Below are 21,161 nucleotides of genomic sequence, written 5' to 3'. Positions count from 1 at the left end.
TGTCCCCTGTCCGTTTCCGGATTTCAGGTCTTTCGAACCCAAGGTTAGCTTGGCGGGCAGAGGTTTCCTCAACTTACCTCATCATTACTGATACTCCTTTCAGCGCCACAACGGCGCACTATCCTTGTACCCGAACGTGCAGCCGTCGCGCGCGCCGGTGCTGGTCTTGGTGAGGCAGACGATGCCGAACACGATCCGTTCGGCGTCGTCCGCGAGGCGCTCGCAAGCGGCGTAATAGGTCGATCCGACCATGGCGGACGCCAGCACGGTCAGGCAATGCGTGTCGCGCTGGTAAGTGAACTGGTTATCGAGATACGAGCGCGGGGTAGCGTAGCCCCCCATATCGCGCATGAAGAGCCAACCCATGATAAGTCTCCGATGACGTGAGGATCAGGCGGCAGCGGCGAGGCGCGGAGCGCCAACGTCGCCAACCGTCGCGGTGAGCCGGCGCTGGAACGCCTTCGCGTCCAGCAACTCGGCGATTGGCGCGCGCTGAACGGGGCCGGCGTGTTCGCCGCCCCGGCAGCGGTTGAAGGTGATCTCGCTGTCGGGGAGGAAGCTGTGCGGACGCACGCGGATCGACAGGTCGGCGTGGCGCAGCTCGGTCGTGCCATCGTCCGCGATCCCGCCGATGTCCGTGTCGATGCGGACGTCATCCGCTTCGAGGCCGATCGCCTCGGCAAGCGAAGCGAGCGCGAGGCGTGCCTGTCGATGGAAGGTCCGTTTCGCCGCGCCATCGCCGACGACGGTGTTGCCGGCGATGGCGAGCAGCGCGGATCCGGCGATGACGCTGTTGCGATCTTCCGCACAGCGCAGGCGCAGTTCGTTTGTGCTGGGCGCACCACGTTCGGCGACGGACGCCAGGTTGCGGATCAGGAGCAGGATCGACGCATCGCGGTCGATCGGCTTGCCGGCACGCCGGCAGTCGTCAACGCCCGCGTTCAGGGCATGGAGCGCAGCGGGCAGGGTGCCCAGCGCGTCAGGGGATAGCGCCTCGTTGTGGCGGTAGTGGGTGTCGTAGAGCATTGCCGAACCTCCTGAGCGCACACGCGCGCTCAAAAGGCCGAAGGCTCCCTCTCCTCCGTGGACGGGGCCTTGGTCACAGCATCCCGCCAACAGGATCGGCCGATCGTGAGGCCGCGTCATAGCCGGACTGCCAAGCCGTGCGGAGCTTGCTCCCTCGGCGGTAATGGCAACGGTCGTTGCCCATGACGAAGCAGCGCCATCCCGATTTCTCCGCTTCCCACAGCGGGTCTTCCCGCGTGGGAGCGAGCAGGTCCATGAGATCGACGCGCGTGGCGGCGTTCATGGCGGGCCTGCATGGTCGCCGAAGGCCCCGGCAGGGAGCGTCCAGCGATCCGCCAGGATCGAGAGACGCCAGACCGGATCATCGGCTTGCGCCAATTCGTCGGGATGGAGCGTCGCAGCCGGGAACGCTGTGCCGCGATCAGCGAGCTGTGTGACGGTGAGCGAGCGATGGATCGTCTTGCCGCTCGCGGCTTCGCGAGCCGCGACCCGTTGGAAGGCGGCACGGAAGACGAGCCGGAGCGTCGTCCATTGGTCGGGCGAGCCGAAGATGCAGGCTCGGCAGGACAGGCGGCCCCAACCCAAGACGTAGGCCGGGTGGGGACGGATCCGCGCTTGCGCGATTGCGTCCCAGATCAGGCGCTCGGTCCAGTCATGGACCGGGCGCCAATGATCGACCGCACGCGCGAGGGTCGATGTGCGATGCGGCTCGAGTGTCGCATAGCGCGCACGCGAGGGACTTTCCTCGGCGCGCTCGCCGGTGATAACCAGCGTGCGGCCGTCGAGGAAGCGCGGCTGATTCCGGATCGCGGCCGCGAGGACGTCGATCTTCAGCGCGGGGCTGCACCAGCGCACCCGAAGATCGGGAGACGTCTGGGGAAAGATCCCGCGCGTGCCGGCTGGGCCGTTGCCCCCGGCACGGCCGATGCCGGTCGGCGTCTCGAACGCGACCGGCGCGGTCGGCGCGTCGTCGCGCGCCAGTTCGCGCGCGAAGCCGCCCTCGCGCCACGAGACGTAGAGCGCGATGCCGAAATGGTTGGCGATCGCGCGGACATAGGCAGGCGTGCACGGCCAATCCATGAAGGTCGGGCCTTGGCCATCGACATCATGATGGTGCAGCTCGATCGCGTGCGCCGGCACGCCGAGGCTGAGGAGGTGGAGCAGGGCGGCAAGGCTGTCCTTGCCGCCACTGAATGCAACGACGAAGCGCCGGTAGGCGCCGAGGTCGGGGAGGGCGGCCGGAGCGGTCATGCTGCTTCACGGATCTGTTCCTCGGGTTCGGCCGAGGCGTCGAGGCCGGTTGCGCGGAGCAGATAGCCGGCTGCCGCTTCTGCCTTCGCCGCGGCGATCATGATCGCGCGGCTGTCCTTGCGCAGCACCTTCAACCACGAGCCGATATAGGCGGCGTGGTCGTCTATATGCGACGTCGGCAGACCAAGATCGGCACCGAGCAGCGCTGAGGTCATCTCGGCGCAAAGCTCCTCGAACGCATAGGCGTCGTCGCCGAAACGCTTGCCGAACGTGCGATCGAGCCGGTCGGGATGGCCGGTCCAGTGGCCGGCCTCATGGGCGAGCGTGGCGGCGTGGTAGGCGCGGGTCGAGAATAGCTCGACGGGCGGCATGGTGATGCTGTCGGCGGTGCGGTCGTAGAACGCGCGATCGCCGCGTGTGTGGACGGTTGCTGGCAGCGCATCGAGGAAGCGCTGCGCGCGTTCGGGGAGTGCGTCGGCCGGGGGCACGATGCTGACAGGGCTCGGGTAGAAGTCGGGAGACAGCCCGTCGATCTGGTCGCAGTTGAACACGGCGTAGGAGCGCAGCACGCGCCGCATCTCGTCGGTCGTGTCGCCGGTGACGACGGATTCAACGGTTTTGCTGTAGGATTTGTAGAAGATCGCGATCTGCGACCGCTCGCCCTCGCGGACCTGGCCGCCAAGGGCCTGCGCCTGTTTGTACGTCATCCAGGTGCGCGAGTTGTAGCCGGCCCCCTCAGCACACAACCACAGCCAGAAGCAGTTGATGCCCTTGTAGGGGTCGCCGGTTGCGCGGAGCGGCCGGCCGCCAAGGCCGAGACGCCACGGCTTCACCCAGGGACGCACTCCAGATTCGAGCTTGTCGATGATGGTGTTGGTGATGATGTCGGAAGGCGAGGGCTTGTCGGTGGTCTGTGCCACGATCGTTCTCCTGATTGGGTTGAGGCGAACCCGCGTGAGCATCCTCCCCTCTGGAAGGGCGGTGCCGGGTCACAAAAAGAGGGGCGACACTCCGCGAAGAGTGCCGCCCCCAGGTGCCTCGAAGTGTTCAAGCCGGCGTCAGGCCGCTTGGCTGAAATCCTCCTCGTCATCGTGATCGATCACTGCGTCGTCACCGGTGTCGAAGTCGGTATCCTCGTCCTCATCCGGATCGGTGCCGGTCTCGTCATCGGCGAAGCTCGAGCGCAGCGGCGTGCGTGCCGCCTTCTCGATCCCCTCGAAGCGCATGGCTTCCGGCAACCAGGCCGTCGCCTTCTCGCGGATCTCGGCTTCGACGATGCCCTGGCCGTTGCACAGCGAGGCACAGGTGCCGGCAAGGTCGCCCTTCTTGGCGTCCTTGTAGCGGCCGCGGAGGATCGGGCCTCCAATCTCCTCGAGCGCGTCGAGCATGACGGTCTTCTTGACCCGGCCGAAGAAGTTCTCGGCCGTCGGGCGCCACCAATTTTCGACCTGGATGTCGAGGAGGCGACCGAGATGGTCGTGGAAGCCGTTGCTCCGATAGCCCTCGGCGACGTTGAGCGTCGGTTCGAGAGTTCGTGCTATCGAGTATGCAACCCACGCGCCCCGGGCCTCGTCGTCGAGCGCCCGGAAGGCGTCGAAGCGGGCGGTCATGGTCGGCAGACCCGCCCAGCTCGTGTCGAGCTTCTGGCGCTGATCGTCGATCGTCTGCGACGCCATCGATCCCTCGTCGCGGAAGGCGAAGATCGGGAAGCCCGCGGCGCTCGACTTCAGGGTCGAGTGGTTGGGGATGTGCGCCTGCTCGAAAACCACGTTCTGCGCCATCAGGAAGATGGTGAGGTCGAGTGCCATCGCCGGGTTGCTGGCGACGTGGGCGGCGAGGATCTGGCGGCGCTGCGTCGCCAGTTCATCGATCAACGTGGCGCTGAGCTTCGGACCCTGCTCGCCGTCGCCGGCATCGCCGTCCCCGGTTGCGCCGCCCGACTCCTTGGGCGGGGCGTTCGGATCCACGACCGGCTTTTCGCTGAAGAGGCGGGTGTGGACGCGGGGTTCACCATCACCACCGATATAGACGAACGTCCCGATCTGGCTTTTTAGCGCCGGATCGATCTCGTGACGGGCGTCTTCGATCGTCTCCAGTTCGCGCTCGATCGCCTCGATGCGCGCGTTCGCCGCCTCGGCTTCGGTGCTGCCCTCGGGCAGTTCCTGCTCGAGCTGATCGATCAGCGCGTCGTTCTCGGTCGACAGAACCTCGACACGCGCGGTCTCGTCCTCGGTGAGGGCGCGGGCGGGTGCGTGATACTCGTGGAGCTGGCGCTCGAGGTCGTACGGGACATGCGTCGCCGCGATCGGCGTGACGAACGCGAGGCCTTGGTCTCGCGCCAGTTCGGCCGCTGCGGCTTCGAGCTTCGAGGCGGCGAGTGTCTCGATCAGGTCGACGTCGATCCAGTTCTCATCGCCTTCCGTGGCGAACAGGTCGCCCTCGATGCGACCGCCTGCTGCGATATAGGCTTCGCGCCCAACGAAGCGCGCTTTGGCGTCGTTCGCCTTTACCGTGCCGTTGAGGATGGCGCGGCGGATATTGTCGGGGTTGTCGCCGTAGTAGGACGTTTTCATCTGGGCGAAGACGCGCGCCTGGCGATCGACGTCGGTGGTGACGGCGTAAGCCTGGGCAACGCCGAGCGTGATCTCGCCGGCTGCGAGCGCATCGAACACAGGCGGGGCCAGCTCGGCAAGGCGTACGCGCTGCTCGACGAAGCGGGTGGTCACGCCCTGACGCTTGGCGACGTCCTCCGCGGTCATGCCCTTCTGGATCAGGAAGTTGAACGCGGTGCATTCGTCGGCCGGATTCATCGGCACGCGCTGGAAGTTCTCGGCGAGGCTCGCCTCGATCGCGTTGTCGTCGTCGCTCAGCACGAGGACCGGGACGGTGTGGTCAGCGGGGAGGGTGCCCTGGTGGATCAGAAGCTGGAGCGCGCGCAAGCGCCGACCGCCCGCCTTCACGGTGAACGTACCCGCCTTCTTGAGCGGGGTGACGATCAGGTTCTGCAACAGCCCCTGGGCTGCGATATTCGCGGCGAGGGTGTCGATCCCTGCATCACGGTTGGATTTGCGGACATTGTCCTTCGACAGCGACAGGTTCTTGACCTTCACGGACTGGATCATCGGTCGTCTCCGTTTGGAAATGGCGCGCCGCGTCCCGCGGTCACGCGAGCCTGGTCCTCCAAGCTCAAAAAGCCGAAGGCTCCCTCCCCTCCCTTTACTGATCGGGAAGAGAGCCTCGTGTCGCGTCAGGCGGTGATGCGGTCGATCACGATCGCGGCCGTCGCGACGGGAATGAACATCCGCGTCTTGTGCTGGATGATCTCGGTGAAGCATCCGGCTGCCTTCAGCTCGGCCAACCGTGTGTGCGGCCAGTCGAGCAATTCGAGGCGCTGCTGGCCTGCGACCAGGCTGCGCTTCAGCCTGTACGCACCGAGCGCGGTGATCTCGCCGCTACCCATGACGTGCTTGGCGGTTTCGGCACCCGACACCGTGATGGTGGCGGCGATGCCGAAGGCGTCCGCGAGCTTGGTGACGAGCGGGGCGGGGACGATGCGGCCAAGGAAGGACTGGCCGTCATCGGTGTTCAGTCGCCAGACCTGGACGTGATCGTCAGGCAGGCAGTCCCAGACCGGGAGAAGCAAGCCGGTGACGAGGTAGAGCGTGTTGGTGCGGGTCTTGCCCGACATCTCCTCGACCTCGGCCTGCCAGAGCGTCGAGAACTCGGCTTCGCTCGCATCCTCCCACATCGTCTCGAGGAGAAGATCCTGCCGCATCCGCTCGGTACGCGTGGGGCGTACCAGCTCGTAGCGACGCACGATCTCGCCATCGTCATCGGTCAGCGAGTAGGTGCTACACCGGATCGCGGCCTTGCCCGACTTACGGTTGACGATCGGACGGGCGTCGTCGCCGAGGATCCGCAAAGCGCGATCAAGCGCGAGGGGCTTGTAGCGTTCCTCGGTTTCCAACCGGAGGATCTCGGTCTCGGCGCCGCTGGTCTGGTCGCGCCGAATGACGGTGCGGTCGAGGATCGTGATGCGCTCGGCGTTGATGCTCTCAACGCCAAGATCGAGCGTACCGGCTTCCTTCGCCGCCTCGATCCGCGCCTCGATCAACCCGAGATACTCGTCGAAGATCGCGTTCTGCATGGCGATGCGCAACGCGAGGATGCGATTGAGCCAGCGCTGGATCGGGGGCATCTCCTCCTTGAGGCCGCCACCTTCGCCCTCCAGCTCGAGGCCAGTGAGTTTCTGGAACTCGTCCAGCGTGGTCGAGCGCAGCTTGCCATTGGCGAGCAGGCGAAACCACTGCTCGAGCGACTCCTTGGCATAGTCGCTTTCGAGATTGTCGCGGGGGTCGAACAGTCCCTGACCTCCGGTCTGGCGCTGGCCGCGGGTGAGCGCGCCCAGGCTGTCGAGCCGGCGTGCGATCGTCGAGATGAAGCGACGTTCGCCGCGGCAGTCGGTCGACACCGGCCTGAACAGCGGTGCTACCGCCTGGTGGGTGCGGTGCGTACGGCCGAGCCCCTGGATGGCGGCGTCAGCACGCCAGCCCGGCTCGAGGAGGTAATGATTGCGGCGCGACTGGTTTTCGCACGTCAGGCTCGCATGATAGCTGCGGCCGGTGCCGCCAGCATCGGAGAAGATCAGGATTTTCTTGGCACCGCGCATGAAGGCGTCGGTCTCGGCAAGGTTGGTGCGGGGCGAGCGGCTTTCGACGCGCTGGCGACCGTGGGCGTCCATGATGACGCGACGGCTACGCCCCGTGACCTCGGCAACCGCATCGGTGCCGAAGTGCCCGATGATATGATCGAGCGCGGACCCGACGATGGGCAGTGCGCAGAGCTGCTCGAGGAGGTTGTCGCGCATCTCGAGCGCCTCCTGGCTGAAGACGGGGCGGCCGTCTTCGTCCGACATCGGTTCGGAACGGGTTTTGCCGGTCTCGTCGACGAAGGTCTTCATCTGCCGCACCGGGAAGGCGGCCGTGAGGTACGACATGAGGAACTCGCGGGGGGAAAGCTCGATGTCGAGATTGGCGCGTTCTTCGACGGTCAGCGCGGCAAGTGCCCGGTTGAGCATGGCCTCGGACGTCGAGACGAGCTGGATCACCACGCTCTCGCCGTGCGCGAGATCGGCGCGGATCGCGGGAACGAGTGAGGGCAGCTTCATGCCGATCAGGAGTTGGCAGAAGAAACGCTGCTTGGTGGACTCGAAGATCGACAGCGCGGCCGCCTTGGCGCCGCTGTTATAGGTGTCGTTCGAGAAGCTGTCCGTCACGCGGGTCGCGTCCAGCGCCGCGCGCAGGTTGCTGTGGATGATCGCCCACGCATCGGCATAGGCGTCATAGACCTCGATCTGGTCTGGTGTGAGGTTGTGCTGGAGGATGTCGTATTCGACACCGGCGAAGCTCAGCGCGCGCGAGACGTAGAGCCCCTGCATTTTCAGGTCGCGCGCGATCAGCTCCAGCGCTGCGATCCCGCCACGGCGCAGGGAGTCGACGAACGTCCGGCGATCGGCGAACGCCGTGCCCGGACCCCACAGACCAAGCCGCGTGGCATAGGCCAGATTGTTGACGTCGGATGCGCCGGTCGCGGACACGTAGAGGACGCGGGCGCGCGGCAGGAGGTTCTGGAGACGGACGCCGGCGATGCCCTGGTCGGAGCCGTCCTTTGTGCCGAAGCGGCCTTCGCCGCCTGCGACACCGGCCATCTCGTGCGCCTCGTCGAATACGATCATGCCGTCATAGTCGTCGCCGACCCATTCGAGGACCTGCTGGAGCCGCGTGCCCTTGTCACCGCGATTGGAGCGCAGCGTCGCATAGGTGAGGAACAGCACACCTTCAGTAGCGGCGATCGGCGTCCCCAGCTTCCACTGGTTGAGATGCTGGATGTCGAGCGCGAGACCGCCGACAGCGGTCCAGTCGCGACGCGCATCTTCGAGCAGCGTCTCGGTCTTGGAGACCCAGATGTGCTTGCGGCGTCCGCGCAGCCACTGGTCGAGGATGATCGCGGCGACCTGGCGGCCCCTGCCGGCGCCGGTGCCGTCACCGAGGAAGAAGCCGGTCCGGTACGGACGGCCATCCTCGGATGGTGCAATCGAGAGACCTTCCTCGACGGGTTTGAACAGGCCGGGTAGGTCACGTTCAAACGCGTCGCCGGCATAGATCAGCGTCTCGAGCTGGGCATCGGAGAGTGTCTTCGCGTCGACGACAGCGTGCGGGAGCGTGGGAACGTAGGTCGGCCGTGGCGCTGTGATCGAGCCCATGGCGATCGATTCCACCAGCGCGGTTGGATGCGCCGATGCGCAACCGATCGCGATACGGCTGGGCCGATAGGGCAGGTACACACCGACAGACTCGCCGGTCGGAAGTGGCTCGGCAAAAACGGTATAATCGATCGGAGTCGCGGTCTGCGACCTCGCGGCTTTTGCGGGTGGTGCGCTCAGGCGCGGTTTGCTCGCCAAGCCGCCAAGAAGCGAGCTGTGCCCGGTGGGGCGGGTGAGCAGCGACGCCGTGCGCGGGACAGGCGCGGACACAGGCGGAGCGGTCTCGGCTTGGATCGCCGCGAGCGCATCGGCGAGCGTCGCGCAGCGGATCAGCTCGGCAGGGGTGCCGGTCGCCTTTTCCAGCACCATGATCTTCACAGGTTGGCTGGTGCCATGCTTCGCATAGGCATTCGCCGGCAATTCGAGGTGCAGCGTCAGCGTGCAGCCCCCGGTCGCTTTCGCCCAGGCGCGGCTCGACGTGTCGACGCGGTCGGGCAGGATGGCGGCGCAGCGGCCTCCGGTGCCGAGACGCATCAAGGCGGCGCGAAGATGCCGGAACGCTGCCAGCGGGTCGGCGTGGCGACCGATGCTGCGCGAGAAGGGCGGATTGATGAGGACGGCCGTGGGCCGGATTGTTGGTGCGAGAAGATCGTGGATCAGCTCGCCGTCGTGGCGCGTGACAGCGACGCCCGGGAAGGCGGAGCCAAGCATCTCGGCGCGGGCCGGATCGATCTCATTGAGGACCAGGCGGGCGCCGGCGCGGTGCGCGAAGGCGGCGAGCAGGCCGGTGCCGGCAGAGGGTTCGAGGACCAGATCCGTGGCGGCGATCCTGCCAGCTAGCGCAGCGAGGTAGGCGATCGGGGCAGGGGTCGAGAATTGCTGGAGCTCGATCTGCTCTTCGCTGCGAACAGTGTGGGCCGGCAGATTGGCGACCAGTTCGGTAAGCGCCGAGACACAAGCGCCGGGATCGGCGGGAAGGTCTGCTTTTGCGAGGTACATGACCTCGGCGAGTTCGAGCATGTCGTAGGCGTCGCGGAGCGACCAGCGACCATCTGCAGACGAAGCGCCATAGGCTTGCTCCATGACCCACAGCAGCGTGTCGCGTTGGACCGATCCGTTCCTGGCGATCGTGTCGGCGACCGCCTTAGCGGCGGTGATTGACGGTTCGGTGAAATCGAGTTCGAGAGCTGCGGCTGAGGTGCGCATCGAGGGCTTCCTTCTTGTCGCCCGGTGCTCATCACCGGATCAACAAGCCGAAGGCGCCCTCTCCTCTGAACGCCTTGTGCCCGACGAAGCATCGCTACAGCGAAGCCATCTTCCAAAGCCGGTCGGGACGCGTCGGCCGCAGCTAGTTGCGCAGGATGTCAGCCATATGGATCGATATCAGGCGGCCAACGCGGCTCGACTTCCTGTCAAACGATCCTTGGGCTTCATCACGACGACCGTCTCGGGCTTCCGGACCCGTCGGCCTAGTTTATCCCGCGCAGGGACTTCCGGAACAACTTCCCGCACTTCGATTGAGTAGCTCGGCATTTTATTCTCGGCTGCGATCTTCTTCAGCTGACTTTTCAACGTGCGAAGCGGCGACGTTGAGCCGATCTTCGCACCCAGCATTTCCAGAGGCATTTCATATTCTTCATCACGACAGTAGCAGTGCGCCAATTCATAAAGGCGTCGTTCAATCGAGCCGAGACGGAAATAGTCGTTGTGGTAGTCATAGATACGGCTGTCACGCGAGACCGCGCGGACGAGCCAGTCACAGAGCTGGACGCGGACCGGCATGAGTTGATCGACGCCGCTCGCCGTTTCGCGAGTGGTCGCCTGTGCTTCCGCGAACCATGAGAAGAAGCCCTTCGTCCCCACGGTGCCAGTTTTGATGTTCGTCCGGATCTGCGTGCCCTGCAAACGACCGAGCGCTTCGATGAAGCGATCGTAATCACGCTTCGATGGGCGTCCGACGCCGGTCGCCCGGAAGAAGTCGTGTGCATTGAAGGTGAAGACGTTCTGTACTTCACCGCCGGTCCGACCAATATGCTGCACCATCAACGACAAGACGTAGATCAGGACCTCTTTATCCCACATCGTCGCGATACCGCTCGAACTGGGCTTGATCTCGATTTTGACGCCGTCCATCTCGTAGGTCATGGCCTCCATCTGAGGCCGCTTCGCTAACGAGAACAGTGGAAAGTCCATGATACTCTGCTCGCCACGGACTTTGCCGTGCAGCGGGCTGTCGAGATAGTCGAACAGCTTGCCCTGGGTGAGAGCGACTTCTCGCGAATCCATCGTCGGGGCTCCCACCAGCTTCACTTAGCAAAGCCGCTTATAGCGGATCGGCCGCAAACCTGCAGTCGGATAAGCGACCGCGTTATCGATAGCACGAGGATTTGGAGCGATTTAGCCGGTAAATCGGGGTGTGTTTCACATTTCGGTAGGTGCGGGCCACCGCAAACTCGGTCGGGACTCGTGCTATCGGTAACGCCGTGAAAGCCGTTCAAAGACCAGGTGTGCAGTACGAGCTCCAGGCCTTTGAAAAGATGACGAGATCCCGTCATCGTAGTCCGGCTCCCCGCTGAACCAGCCGCGACATCAGGCTCCCGATCGGCGTCGCGTCGGTCCCATCGGACATCCCCCGCATGGCGACCGCTCGGCTCGTGTCCTTTAGGCCGTGGAGCGTCCGCCCAAGGTTCAATTCGCCCTTGTCAGCTTTGCTGCTCATTCCGCGAAGATACGCGCCGGGTCGCTGAACCTCGCCGCGCCGGTATTTCTGGATGGTGGCGATGACGGAGGCAGCAGCACCTCGCTGGCCCATGATGCGACAGGCTTCCTTGAACGCGTGATTGCTGATCCCCGACTGCCCCGCGAGCCGCTCCGCGGTGGCGACCAACTCGCCCCACGATCCATCGCGGTAGAGCAGACCGGAACAGAGCTCCGGCGCGATCGACATCATGAATTCCGGATCGACACCGTGCTTCTCCAGATCGTCGTCGACGGCAGTTTGAGTTTGAGAGGGGAGGCCGGCTCCATTCCCACTACTCTCTTCCGCCAAGCCACTACGGGGATCTGCTTTAGCAGATTGGAGTTGTGTCGTAGTTGTAGAGTGGATGTCTTCAGGCCCATCCCAGCATGAACTTTCATCCTGATCCCTGCCCGTATTGGGGACGGCAATCTTGGCCGAAACAGCCCCGGCAAGACGACGCGCACGCTCTTCGATCTGCTCCACACAGGCCGTCAGAAGGCCGGCATCGCGGACGCAACGCATCTGGTCGGTGGCCATCAACGCCAACGCGAGATCGTCACCCGCCTTCAAATCGTGAAGATCGGCGTCGAATGCCGTTTGGGCCAGAGCCCTGATATTCCTGCGGGCAGCCGCAAGGCGCTTGCGGAGCACTGTCAGTGCCGCGTCCTCTGCGGCTCCCTTGGCCGCGCGGGCAGTAAATTCTTGAAGCCTGGTGCCGATCGGAGCGAGGACGATGCCGTAGCCCCACGTGATGAAGCCGTCGATCCCGCGACGTCCACCACGATGCCCGTTCGGACTATCCCGAAAGCTGATCAGACCGAGGGCCTGTGCCTGGTTCAGGAGCTTTTGGACCTGACGTACGGTTACGCCCAGCTTTTGTGCGAGCAAATCGTTCGACGGCCATACGACGGGGATTTGTCCACCCTGCCAATCCTGCGGCTTCGTCCAGGCAAAAAGGAGATCGACCACGGAGACCACGCGCAGGGGGACGCCCATATACGGAGCGGCACGTTTGAGCGCAGCAAGGGCGTTGGAAGGTGCCATTCCGGTCTCGAGACCGCAAAATTCCTCGACGAGCTTCGTCGCCTTGGCGGCATGCTCGTCAAACCGGCGAAGTCCCCGGCCGGGGCTTTGGACAGCAGCCATCGTTCGTTCTCCCTATAAGGGGAGCCCGTGCAGACAAAGCGACACCGTGGCGCCACGATCGGCGCTTTGGGGTAGCAATTTGGAAGGGAGCCAGCTAAGTGAGAGTTCTCACATCCGCCCTAGCAGGCGTCCCGAAAAGCCCGGCCTCGTGCCGGGTTTTTCATGTCCGCACAGCGTCCCCCTTGATCGTTGTGACGCGCGCCCGGGTGGACGGCGGCGGTCAGCGTTGAGCCGATCCACAGCATCGATTGTTAAGCATCACTGGCGGGTCGGTCGTGCGCGATGAATCGTGCTATCGGTAACGGAACGGGCAATAATCACGTGCTATCGGTAACGAAGCGTCGATCTTCGCTCGTGCTATCGATAACGCCGTGCCTCCGAGACACGTGCTATCGGTAACGCCGTCGCGCTCTCGCTCGTGCTTTCGGTAACGGCGTGAGAATCGGGCGATTCGGCAGCCTCACGTAACATGTAGCGCAGAAGGAGAGCGTCCTCCTCAGCGCCGCGCCGGGTAGGTGTGGCGGGGAAATGGCAGTTAAGTCAGCGAGGGATTGCAAGTTCAGGCTCGAAATTGGCTGACGCCGTCTGTACAAGCGGTAGATCGAGTGAGACTTTTCGGTCGTTCTATATGTCACTGGTGACCGAAAGAACGGAGTCTTGGGTGACCTGTAGAATCGTCAGCCCGATCTCCGATCCTGTATTCGGGCCTCGGCGATCTGAAGATCGAGCCAGTGCTCCGAAGCAGCAAGAAGGGGAGTGAGCGTGCCTACGATCAGGCGGCGTCCGTCATCGGGATCTGTTTGTCTGACTATGTATCCAAGCGCCTCGAGATGCTCGATGTGGCGCAGAGCGGTGGTCGTCGAGCCTCCGCTCAGCTTACAAAGCTGGGACACAGCGATGCGGCGCCGCTCGCACGTGGCCACGTAAAGCTCCAGGATCATGTCCCAGCTCGGATCATAGAAGCGGACCCCATTGAAGTGGGTCGCCCGCCGACGCCGGCCGACCAACACCGCCCTCGCCTCGGCGAGCCTGCGCTCGGACAGGTCTCTCGCGTCTGGCGGCATAGACAGCAAAGTGTCCTCGATCGCCTTGCGCGGGAGCCGCACGACGACATCGATCAGGTCGTCTCCTTCAGATGCTGCACCCATAATCGTCTTGATCCGTTTCGGATGTAAGGCTCAGCGTTCGCCGGCAAGCGGAACGTGCCGAGCGCAAGAGAGCCGAGCGCGAGGTAGGCGTAAATCCCAAGCCCGGTGTGGTAGGCAAAGAGCGGCACGCGAGGCAGCAGAGCGCCAAAAATGCTCATGAAGAGGTCGGCTACCGCAAAACCTGCAGCCCAGATCGGCCAGAAGCGGGTCGTCGTCACGCCCAGCCAGTAGAATCCGGCTGCGACGCCCGCATCAATCACCAGGATCGATACCTCACCTGGAGCCCAGCCTTCTCTCGCCACCATCAACCGAATAGCCGTAGTCGTGGCGAACCCCGCCATGTTGATGAGCGCGCCCAATCGCTCGGGCCTGCCCCCTCGGAGTGCTGCGAAGAGCAGCACGCCGACCATGACGACGTTGAAGATGACCGCGAGGATTATCTGGGCGCTCATAGGATTTCTCCCGGCCCGCCGGCCGTTACCCCTGCGGTTACGTAACCTCGGCAATCGGCGGAAGATCGATCTCCTCGAGCGAAGCGGATGAAGGCTTCGGCAAATTCTCGCCCCAACTCGTCTCCGTCAGACCCAGCTGGCGACCAACCTTCTCGACAAACAGATGCGCGCGCATTGCCATCTGATCCTGACCATCGACGAGGGCCGACAGCGCCGCGACCGTCGCCTTCACCGTGCGCTGCGTCATCGCGACGGATAGGCTGTGCGCCTCCGTCGCCTCGAGCGTGGTCAGCAAAAATTGCGCCGTATCGCGTGTGGCTAGATTGATCGATCGCTCCGCTCTGCGCAGCTCGTCCGCGACGATCCGGCTTGTGTTCAAAAGGGATTGCATAAGGCCTCCTTGGGCACCGCGCGCCCATCATAGTGGTTTCAGGCCGAGCAGGAGGAGCAGCGTTACAATCGCCATGCCGGCCGCAGTTAGGCCCAAGGGGGTCACGATCGAAATGATCGCGGTCCAGAAGGCAACCTGCTTCCAGGTGAGCATATTCGCTGCCGCCCCAGCGGTCGGCAACGGGAGGGGAAGCGGGAAAGTTGGTGGCGCGGAAGGTAGGTCGTTTGCAGGGGGTAAAGGCTCTACCCCTCCGTCGTACTCCGCCAGGAGCCGCGCGGCATCAAAACGGGTCGGCACGCCGAGGATATTATTAGCCTTTAACAGCTGCTTATCGACCGCCCGGTGGCTGCTACCCGTCGCCGCCGCGATCTCCTTCGAATTGCGGTTCTGAAGCACAAGACGGAGATAAGACCGTTGCCGATCGGTCAGGCGGGCAATGCGATCTGATGCGATTGCATCCGGCGTCGGGGTGGGGGGCGACTGGTCGGCAGGACTTCTGCCCGGTTCGTTGGTCAGCATGCTCTCGAAAATACTCGCAACGCGGAATGATTCGGCTCCAGATCAGTGATAACTCCTGACCGGCCCCGTCGATCAAAGCGACATCGCGAATGAGTTCAGTCCGCGCGCGAACGCGGTGAACAGGTCACGTTCGAACGCCCACGACGCCTCGCCGAGTTCTCAATTTCGAAGCAGGCCGAACCGATGCGCACGTCGGCGATCAGCAGCGGCCGCCACTCAGCATGAGTGTCAGCCCTAGTGAACGGAAGGAAATTTGTCGAGAGTTGCGGCTGTGTCGTTCAAGCGTGAGGCCCAAAAGGAAAGGATCTGTCCCTCGGCAGGACGATCTTCGGCTGTATGCGCGGCAAATTCGGACAGGGTGCGGGCGAGTTCGACGCCTGAAATCACGTGTTCGCGTTCCAGTATCGTGGCCAGAAGTGCCAGCCAGTCGCCATGTGCCTGCACCAGCGCTTCAATCTGAAGCATTGCCGAACCGCTGTCGGAGAAACGCTGTGAAGGGCTTGGGCGCCGGCGGAGCATCGTGAGCAAACTTTTGATCAAGGACATGGCGCACGTTCCATCAACCGCCCGTAGCCGGGACGGTTGAACACGCGGGAACACTGGTAACCACGCCCCACGTATTCCCCGCACCGACAAGCGGTAGCAAGGTCTTGTATTTCGCGGGCCGCCCGACGGAAATCGGGGACCCAGCATTCGACCGCACATGCGGGCCAAGGATGGTGTTCAAGCCAAGCCTCGGCGCCGGTACCATGGCACAAGATAGGCGCGAAAACACCCTGTGATTGCCAGCGGGTAAGACAAGCGCCGGCTTACATCACGCACCGGGAGCGGGACGACGTTGCGGCGCGCGAACTGACGCCAAACGTCGCTGACAGGACGACGCGGGTCGACCGCGACGGCGGTGACCCAAGTTCGGCAGGACGGCGTCAAGGATAGATCGCTCACGCTAACGCCTCCACGTGCAAGGATCTTTGCGCCGCCTGAGGGTTACGGAGCCAGAGGGGCGGTTTTCGCCGTCTGTTGCAACCACCGCCGCCGAAGTCGGTGCAGCGATAGTGTGGGGTGGCGATGGGGTCATAGGTTGTCCTGCATCGAGTGGCAGCCGGCCTTCCGGCGGTGCGTCATCTCGTCGGGACGGCACGCACCAAGCCGGGGTCGGACCGTAAAACGGGCTCTGATACGCTAGACTAAGCGCGTTAGTCCTCCGAGGGTGTCCGGAATCACCTGAGACTGTTGAAAAAGGGCTGCTTGCGAAGGGGCTGAAGGCGTGATTCACTCCTAGCAGTCGTCGGAGGATCACGAACATGATGGGTCGGCAAGTGGCGCAAGGCGCACTGTTCTACGGCTTCCGGCTTGACGAGCATGTGCCTGCCGATCACCTACTTTGACGCATCGACGGGCTGCTCGACTTCGGCTTCGTGCGCGAGGCGCTGGCGGCGAGCTACAGCACGAGCGGACGGCCCTCGATTGATCCAGAGCTGATGCTCAGGATGCTGCTGATCGGCTACCTGTTCGGCATCCGCTCGGAACGCCGCCTGTGCGAGGAGGTGCATCTCAACCTCGCCTATCGTTGGTTCTGCCGGCTCGATCTGGCCGACCGGGTGCCCGACCATTCCACCTTCTACAAGAACCGGCACGGCCGCTTCCGCGCCTGCGACCTGCATCGCCTGTTGTTCGAGCAGGTAGTCGCAAAGTGCGCCGCGGCCGGGCTGGTAGCTGGGCGGGACGTGGCGATCGACGGCAGCACGATCATGGCCGACGCCAGCCGCAAGAAGAAGCTAAAGGGGGCAGATGCTGCGGACGAGCTTCGAGCCAAGGGAAGCGCATCACGGCCCGTCGCCGAGTATCTGGCAGCGCTCGATACCGCGTTGCCGCCAGATCCCGATGAACCGGCGCCTGTCGATCCTGCGAGCATCTCGCCGACCGACCCGCAGGCGGCACTTACCTGCAAGCATGGGCCAGCGCGCTACGCATACGCCATCAACCCGCTGCTAGACCTAGAGACCGACTGCATCCTTGATGTGGAGGCAACGCCGGCGCGCTTCTCGTCAGAGGTTGCGGCGACCCGAACGCTGGTTTCACGTGCTGGCACCAGGCTGGGCATCGCGCCCGAAAGCCTCGCGGCCGACAAGGCGTATGGCAGTGGCCCACTGCTCGGCTGGCTGCTCAAGCGGAATATTACGCCGTACATTCCGGTTATCGACCGCAGCCGCCAGCGCGACGCCTTTTTAACCCGCGATTCCTTCTACTACGATCGCGAAACCGACGCCTATCGCTGCCCGGCGGGCAAGCAGCTCAGCTACTGCGGCACCAGGCGCGCCAGTCAGGTCCGCGTCTATCGAAGCCATGTCGCCGATTGTGCTGGTTGCGAACTGAAATCCCAATGCACCATCGGCCGGAAACGCAGCATCAGTCGCCTCGTCAGCGAGGATGCCCGCGACACCGTGCGCGCCCTTGCCGGCACCGACGCCTACGTGCACGCGCGGCGTCGAAGACAGCGGATCGAGCGCGTGTTTGGTCACCTGAAACGCAATCTGGGGCTACGAACACTCAAGTTGCGTGGCCTGTCGGGAGCTACCGAGGAGTTCACCATGGCGGCTGCGGCCTATAACCTCCAGCTGCTCGCCCGGCAGGCGGCGCCGGCCTGATACGAGCGCATCTTGCGGCGCCCGGCGCCGCCAGCCATTCGCTGCGCTGTTATTCCGCAGGCTTTATTCAACAGTCTCGGTCGGTTGTGCACCGGCGAAGTCAGAGGTTGCGTCAAACGTCAGCACCTTCCGGTGTCCCGATCCTGATCGGCAGAGCCGGCACGATGTAATGCGAAAATCAAAAGTTTTGCATCAATGCCGCAGGCAAGCGGTCAGTCGGTTACGGTTGAAAGACGTCTTCGATCTTGAGGCCGAACACACCCGCGATGGTAAAGGCGAGCGGCAGGCTGGGATCGTACCGGCCGTTCTCGATCGCATTCACCGTCTGTCGCGAGACCGAAAGCGCCTCCGCAAGATTGCCTTGGCTCCACTGGCGGCCGAGACGGAGCTCCTTGATCCGGTTGTTCACCGGTAGCGGCGCTGGGCGAAGACCATGCCCAGCCCCCACAGCGTTCCCATGATCGGCCACACAGCGAATGCCCGTAAATGCGGCAATCCACCTCCCTCCGCAAAACCCCACCCGAACGTGATAAGAGCGGTGCCGAGGAACGAAATTGCGATGGCGTCGAACTGGATGCGGCGCTGCATTTCATCCATCCGCCACAGCCCGCGTAAGATGGCCCACGCCGCGGCGACCATGCCTATCATTGGGACGAGGTTGATAGCCAGTTTCAGGCTGCCGACGGGCTGTACCGCGCGCTCCAACGCATTAGCCCCAATCAAAAGGACGGCGTACAGAACGAGTGCTCCGCCGAGTTCAAGAATGTACTGTTTTGATCGAAACATGGGGAATGCCTCCTGTAAAACGTCTTTTACAGTTTGGCAGCGTCCTGTCAAACACCCTTTCCATAAAAGCGGCGTTTGCTCGCCTGCAAATGGCCCAATCCGGTAGCGTATATCCACGATTCCATCGCTCACGATGCAAAAACTCATAAGCTTTGCATCGCAGCAGCAGTGAGGCGCTTTACCGACACCCCAGCCACAAGAATATTGACTATATCCACGTTTTGTTGTGTAAAGACAACGAATCGTGGTGGTTCGGGGTTTGAACGAGATTATGCACAACAGGATTGCCGTCTTTCGCGCCGAGCATGGGTTGTCCCGCCGGCAGCTTGCAGAAGCAGTGGACGTCAATCCGCAGACGATCGGCTATCTTGAGCGCGGCGACTACAAGCCAAGCCTCGAGTTGGCGCTCAAGGTCGCTGCGGTGTTCTGCGTACCGGTGGAGCTGCTCTTTTCGCTGACCCCGTTCGAAGCAATAGGCGCCAGCCTGCGGCGAATTGGAGTGGAACAATGAGCAACCGACAGCACCGTTTTCTAGCTTGGCTAGATCAGTCGTTGATGTGGACAGGTGTGCCTGCCATGGCCGCGGGGACGCAGCGCAAGCGGCACCTGCGCTGGCTGCCAGTGGTGGCGCTGGTCGTGGCGAGTGCAGGACTGTTCTGGTGCGTTTTGAACCCGGACCGCAGCTACTGGATTGGCTATGCGCTGATCATGGTGGGCTTCTTCATCGCCAACCTCATGCCAATCTGGGGTCCGCTGCGCCGCTTCAGCGAGCGCGCGGACGAATTCGAACGGCAGCAACGGCGCGACTCTTTCCTAGTCGGACTGGCGACGGTGGCAGTGGCAGGGTTCGCCGGCATATGGCTCACCGTGGGCCTCCTCGCGATGCAAGTGTGGTCAGCCCTTGTCGCTCAACAGGAACTTACCGCGCTCGCCTTTTACATGATGGCGCTGTTCAGTGCCGTGCCAACGCTTCACGCGAGCTGGCACACACGGCCGCTTAACGACGAGGACTAGCGTTCCGAAAGGATTGCTAGTCCGACAACATTTCGTGTCGCTGATGCAAAAATCACAAGTTTTGCAGCATGAATAAAACGGCGTCAAAGCAGGCACTTCCGTGATGCATAAATCCATTGCACAACCAGCGCATGATTTACGGCTACGCACGCGTCTCATCCACCGGCCAGGACCTGGCGCAGCAGCTCGCTCAACTAGGCGCAGCTGGCTGCACGAAGATCTATCAGGAGAAGGTCAGCGGCGGGACGGCCGAGCGTCCGCAACTCAAGCGCGCGATCGGCGCGCTCGATGCCGGCGACGTGCTGATGGTGACGTCCACCGATCGCCTCGCCCGCAACACTCGTGATCTGTTGAATATTCTGCATGCGGTAAAGGAAGCCGGTGCCGGCTTTCGCTCGATCGCAGAGCCGATGGTGGACACCACCTCCCAGTTCGTTGAGGTCATCATTGCCGTGTTGGGTGTGGCGGCGAGCTACGAGCGCCATCGTATCACCGAACGCACCGCTGCCGGCAGGGTCCAAGCCAAGGCCCGTGGCGTCAAGTTCGGCCGACGCGCCGCCCTTACCCCTCACCAGCAGGCCGAAGCGCTACAACGCCTTGCGGCGGGAGATACCCAACGCACCGTCGCTGCCCTTTCTTGGGGTCAATCAGGCCACGATATCTCGGCTTTCGAGGAAGTGACGCCACATGCGAACCGGTGAGCAAGGCGGGGCTGCTCTCGCGAGATTAACGGCAAACGAAAAGGAGTGTCTGCGTCGTCGTTTGCTTCCTCAAACGGCCAAGGAAATGGCAACCGATCTTGGTATATCGCCACATGCCGTAGAGAAGCGGCTGAAAATGGCCCGCGCGAAGCTAGGCGTCTCTTCCTCACTGGCCGCAGCACGACTTTTAGCTGGAGCCGAACAGGGCCAATCGCTGGTACCCCATATTCCGGACCTTCCAGCCGATGCCACCCAATCTCAAAGCAGCGACGTCGCGGTATCTTTTGCATCGGTGAAAGCGCGACGCTCTCTTCCAAGAGGATTGACCATGATCGCTGTCATCTGTCTGCTCGCCCTAATTGGCCAAGACGCCCCGCCGCTGCCAGCACCACCGGCACCTACATCATCCAGCGCTACCAATGAGAATTTGCAAAATATCCCAACGCGTAAGGTCGGAATGGACGAAGCTGCAAACTTCATTCGCGGAGGATTTCGCAGCAAGGACATAGATGGTTCAGGCTATCTCGATCCACGCGAGACGTCGTCAATGGAGCCGCGCAACGCAGACCGCGACAACAGCTTGTCCCCAGCACCTCCTGCCAGCGCACCGGACCCTGCTGCCGAACGCAAGTGGATGGCAAAACTGGATACCAACCGTGATGGCCGTGTCAGCGAGGAAGAATATGTCGCCTACATGATGCCGTGGATTCTCTGGCAGGGTGTACCGGCCAATTGGATGCCTACTCCCTGAGAGGCTCGTGGTGCCATCCACGCTCACGCGGGTCGTGCGTCGGATCTATGCATCAGGGGAAGGTCGCAGTTTCGGGCTTTATCCTCTGATGCACAACTTGTGAGTTTCGTATCACGAACGGCGAAATTGTTTGTGAGCGGAAGGGTCGTTAACGAACTGTGCGTCCGAGCCTCACACGCAGAAGACCCGCTGTGATGATTGACGTGACCCCCGCCTTTCATCCAGCTGCGACCAGAGACCGACCGTTGTTGTCGCGCAGGAGCGCGGGTGAAGCAACGGTCAGGTTTAAACCCGACCGTTGCTTTTCGAGTTCTGCGGCGAAGGCG

Annotated in this window: 19 protein-coding genes and 2 pseudogenes; 5 read left to right on the top strand and 16 right to left on the bottom strand. The window is 63.2% G+C overall.

The annotated features are described in order from the left end of the window. Positions 1-99: 99 nt before the first annotated feature. The 14 genes from GV027_RS19015 to GV027_RS18950 form a co-directional block, all read right to left on the bottom strand. Entirely contained in the window at positions 100-366 is a 267-nt protein-coding gene (locus GV027_RS19015; protein WP_159513212.1) for a hypothetical protein, read from the bottom strand. 24 nt (positions 367-390) lie between these two features. Then, a complete protein-coding gene (locus tag GV027_RS19010) occupies positions 391-1,026 on the bottom strand; it encodes a hypothetical protein (RefSeq protein WP_159513211.1) in 636 nt (211 codons plus the stop codon). Between the two features lie 73 nt (positions 1,027-1,099). Further along, complete coding sequence (locus tag GV027_RS19005; protein ID WP_159513210.1) at positions 1,100-1,309, bottom strand: hypothetical protein; 210 nt, start codon at positions 1,307-1,309, stop codon at positions 1,100-1,102. Beyond that, complete coding sequence (locus GV027_RS19000) at positions 1,306-2,277, bottom strand: phosphoadenosine phosphosulfate reductase domain-containing protein (protein WP_159513209.1); 972 nt, start codon at positions 2,275-2,277, stop codon at positions 1,306-1,308. Before GV027_RS19000 ends, GV027_RS19005 begins: the two co-directional genes overlap by 4 nt. Then, entirely contained in the window at positions 2,274-3,197 is a 924-nt protein-coding gene (locus GV027_RS18995; protein ID WP_159513208.1) for an ArdC family protein, read from the bottom strand. The genes GV027_RS19000 and GV027_RS18995 overlap by 4 nt, the downstream gene beginning before the upstream one ends. A gap of 138 nt (positions 3,198-3,335) precedes the next feature. Continuing rightward, positions 3,336-5,399 (bottom strand): ParB/RepB/Spo0J family partition protein, encoded by a 2,064-nt coding sequence (locus GV027_RS18990; RefSeq protein WP_159513207.1) that lies wholly within the window; start codon positions 5,397-5,399, stop codon positions 3,336-3,338. 125 nt (positions 5,400-5,524) lie between these two features. After that, entirely contained in the window at positions 5,525-9,745 is a 4,221-nt protein-coding gene (locus GV027_RS18985; protein WP_159513206.1) for a strawberry notch-like NTP hydrolase domain-containing protein, read from the bottom strand. A gap of 177 nt (positions 9,746-9,922) precedes the next feature. Next, positions 9,923-10,849: a replication initiator protein A gene (locus GV027_RS18980; protein ID WP_236559392.1), complete on the bottom strand. Its 927-nt coding sequence runs from the start codon at positions 10,847-10,849 to the stop codon at positions 9,923-9,925. A 241-nt stretch (positions 10,850-11,090) separates the two neighbouring features. Continuing rightward, the gene (gene repC, locus GV027_RS18975; protein WP_159513205.1) at positions 11,091-12,425 is read right to left on the bottom strand and encodes a plasmid replication protein RepC; all 1,335 of its coding nucleotides are present in this window, start codon (positions 12,423-12,425) and stop codon (positions 11,091-11,093) included. Between the two features lie 677 nt (positions 12,426-13,102). Continuing rightward, on the bottom strand, positions 13,103-13,573 hold the full coding sequence (locus GV027_RS18970; protein ID WP_159513204.1) for a winged helix DNA-binding protein: 471 nt from the start codon (positions 13,571-13,573) through the stop codon (positions 13,103-13,105). Beyond that, a complete protein-coding gene (locus GV027_RS18965; RefSeq protein ID WP_159513203.1) occupies positions 13,543-14,025 on the bottom strand; it encodes a hypothetical protein in 483 nt (160 codons plus the stop codon). The genes GV027_RS18970 and GV027_RS18965 overlap by 31 nt, the downstream gene beginning before the upstream one ends. A 37-nt stretch (positions 14,026-14,062) precedes the next feature. Then, on the bottom strand, positions 14,063-14,320 hold the full coding sequence (locus tag GV027_RS18960) for a hypothetical protein (protein WP_236559391.1): 258 nt from the start codon (positions 14,318-14,320) through the stop codon (positions 14,063-14,065). Positions 14,321-14,443: 123 nt separating this feature from the next. Then, positions 14,444-14,935, bottom strand: coding sequence for an RNA polymerase subunit sigma-70 (locus GV027_RS18955; RefSeq protein ID WP_159513201.1), 492 nt, complete (start codon positions 14,933-14,935; stop codon positions 14,444-14,446). A gap of 234 nt (positions 14,936-15,169) precedes the next feature. Beyond that, complete coding sequence (locus GV027_RS18950) at positions 15,170-15,481, bottom strand: hypothetical protein (protein WP_236559390.1); 312 nt, start codon at positions 15,479-15,481, stop codon at positions 15,170-15,172. A gap of 758 nt (positions 15,482-16,239) precedes the next feature. On the opposite strand from GV027_RS18950, the pseudogene GV027_RS18945 reads away from it, so the two are divergent. Further along, positions 16,240-17,583: pseudogene (locus GV027_RS18945) on the top strand (IS1182 family transposase). 220 nt (positions 17,584-17,803) lie between these two features. On the opposite strand, the gene GV027_RS18940 reads toward GV027_RS18945, so the two are convergent. Together GV027_RS18940 and GV027_RS18935 are read right to left on the bottom strand one after the other, a co-directional pair. Then, on the bottom strand, positions 17,804-17,992 hold the full coding sequence (locus GV027_RS18940; RefSeq protein ID WP_159513200.1) for a helix-turn-helix transcriptional regulator: 189 nt from the start codon (positions 17,990-17,992) through the stop codon (positions 17,804-17,806). After that, complete coding sequence (locus GV027_RS18935) at positions 17,989-18,501, bottom strand: hypothetical protein (RefSeq protein ID WP_236559389.1); 513 nt, start codon at positions 18,499-18,501, stop codon at positions 17,989-17,991. Before GV027_RS18935 ends, GV027_RS18940 begins: the two co-directional genes overlap by 4 nt. 127 nt (positions 18,502-18,628) lie before the next feature. On the opposite strand from GV027_RS18935, the gene GV027_RS18930 reads away from it, so the two are divergent. The 4 genes and pseudogenes from GV027_RS18930 to GV027_RS18915 all read left to right on the top strand — a co-directional run bounded on the left by GV027_RS18930 (position 18,629) and on the right by GV027_RS18915 (position 20,835). Continuing rightward, complete coding sequence (locus GV027_RS18930) at positions 18,629-18,880, top strand: helix-turn-helix transcriptional regulator (protein WP_236559388.1); 252 nt, start codon at positions 18,629-18,631, stop codon at positions 18,878-18,880. Beyond that, positions 18,877-19,383, top strand: a complete 507-nt coding sequence (locus GV027_RS18925) for a hypothetical protein (RefSeq protein ID WP_159513199.1) — start codon at positions 18,877-18,879, stop codon at positions 19,381-19,383. Before GV027_RS18930 ends, GV027_RS18925 begins: the two co-directional genes overlap by 4 nt. Before the next feature lie 131 nt (positions 19,384-19,514). Next, positions 19,515-20,064: pseudogene (locus GV027_RS18920) on the top strand (recombinase family protein). A gap of 6 nt (positions 20,065-20,070) precedes the next feature. Further along, on the top strand, positions 20,071-20,835 hold the full coding sequence (locus tag GV027_RS18915; protein ID WP_159513198.1) for an EF-hand domain-containing protein: 765 nt from the start codon (positions 20,071-20,073) through the stop codon (positions 20,833-20,835). The last annotated feature ends 326 nt before the right edge of the window (positions 20,836-21,161 follow it).

Origin of the sequence: Sphingomonas sp. T1, assembly GCF_902506585.1 — a bacterium.
GTDB lineage: Bacteria > Pseudomonadota > Alphaproteobacteria > Sphingomonadales > Sphingomonadaceae > Sphingomonas > Sphingomonas aerolata.
Note: the sequence above shows the minus strand (reverse complement) of the source record. Positions and strands in the feature narration are given on the sequence as shown.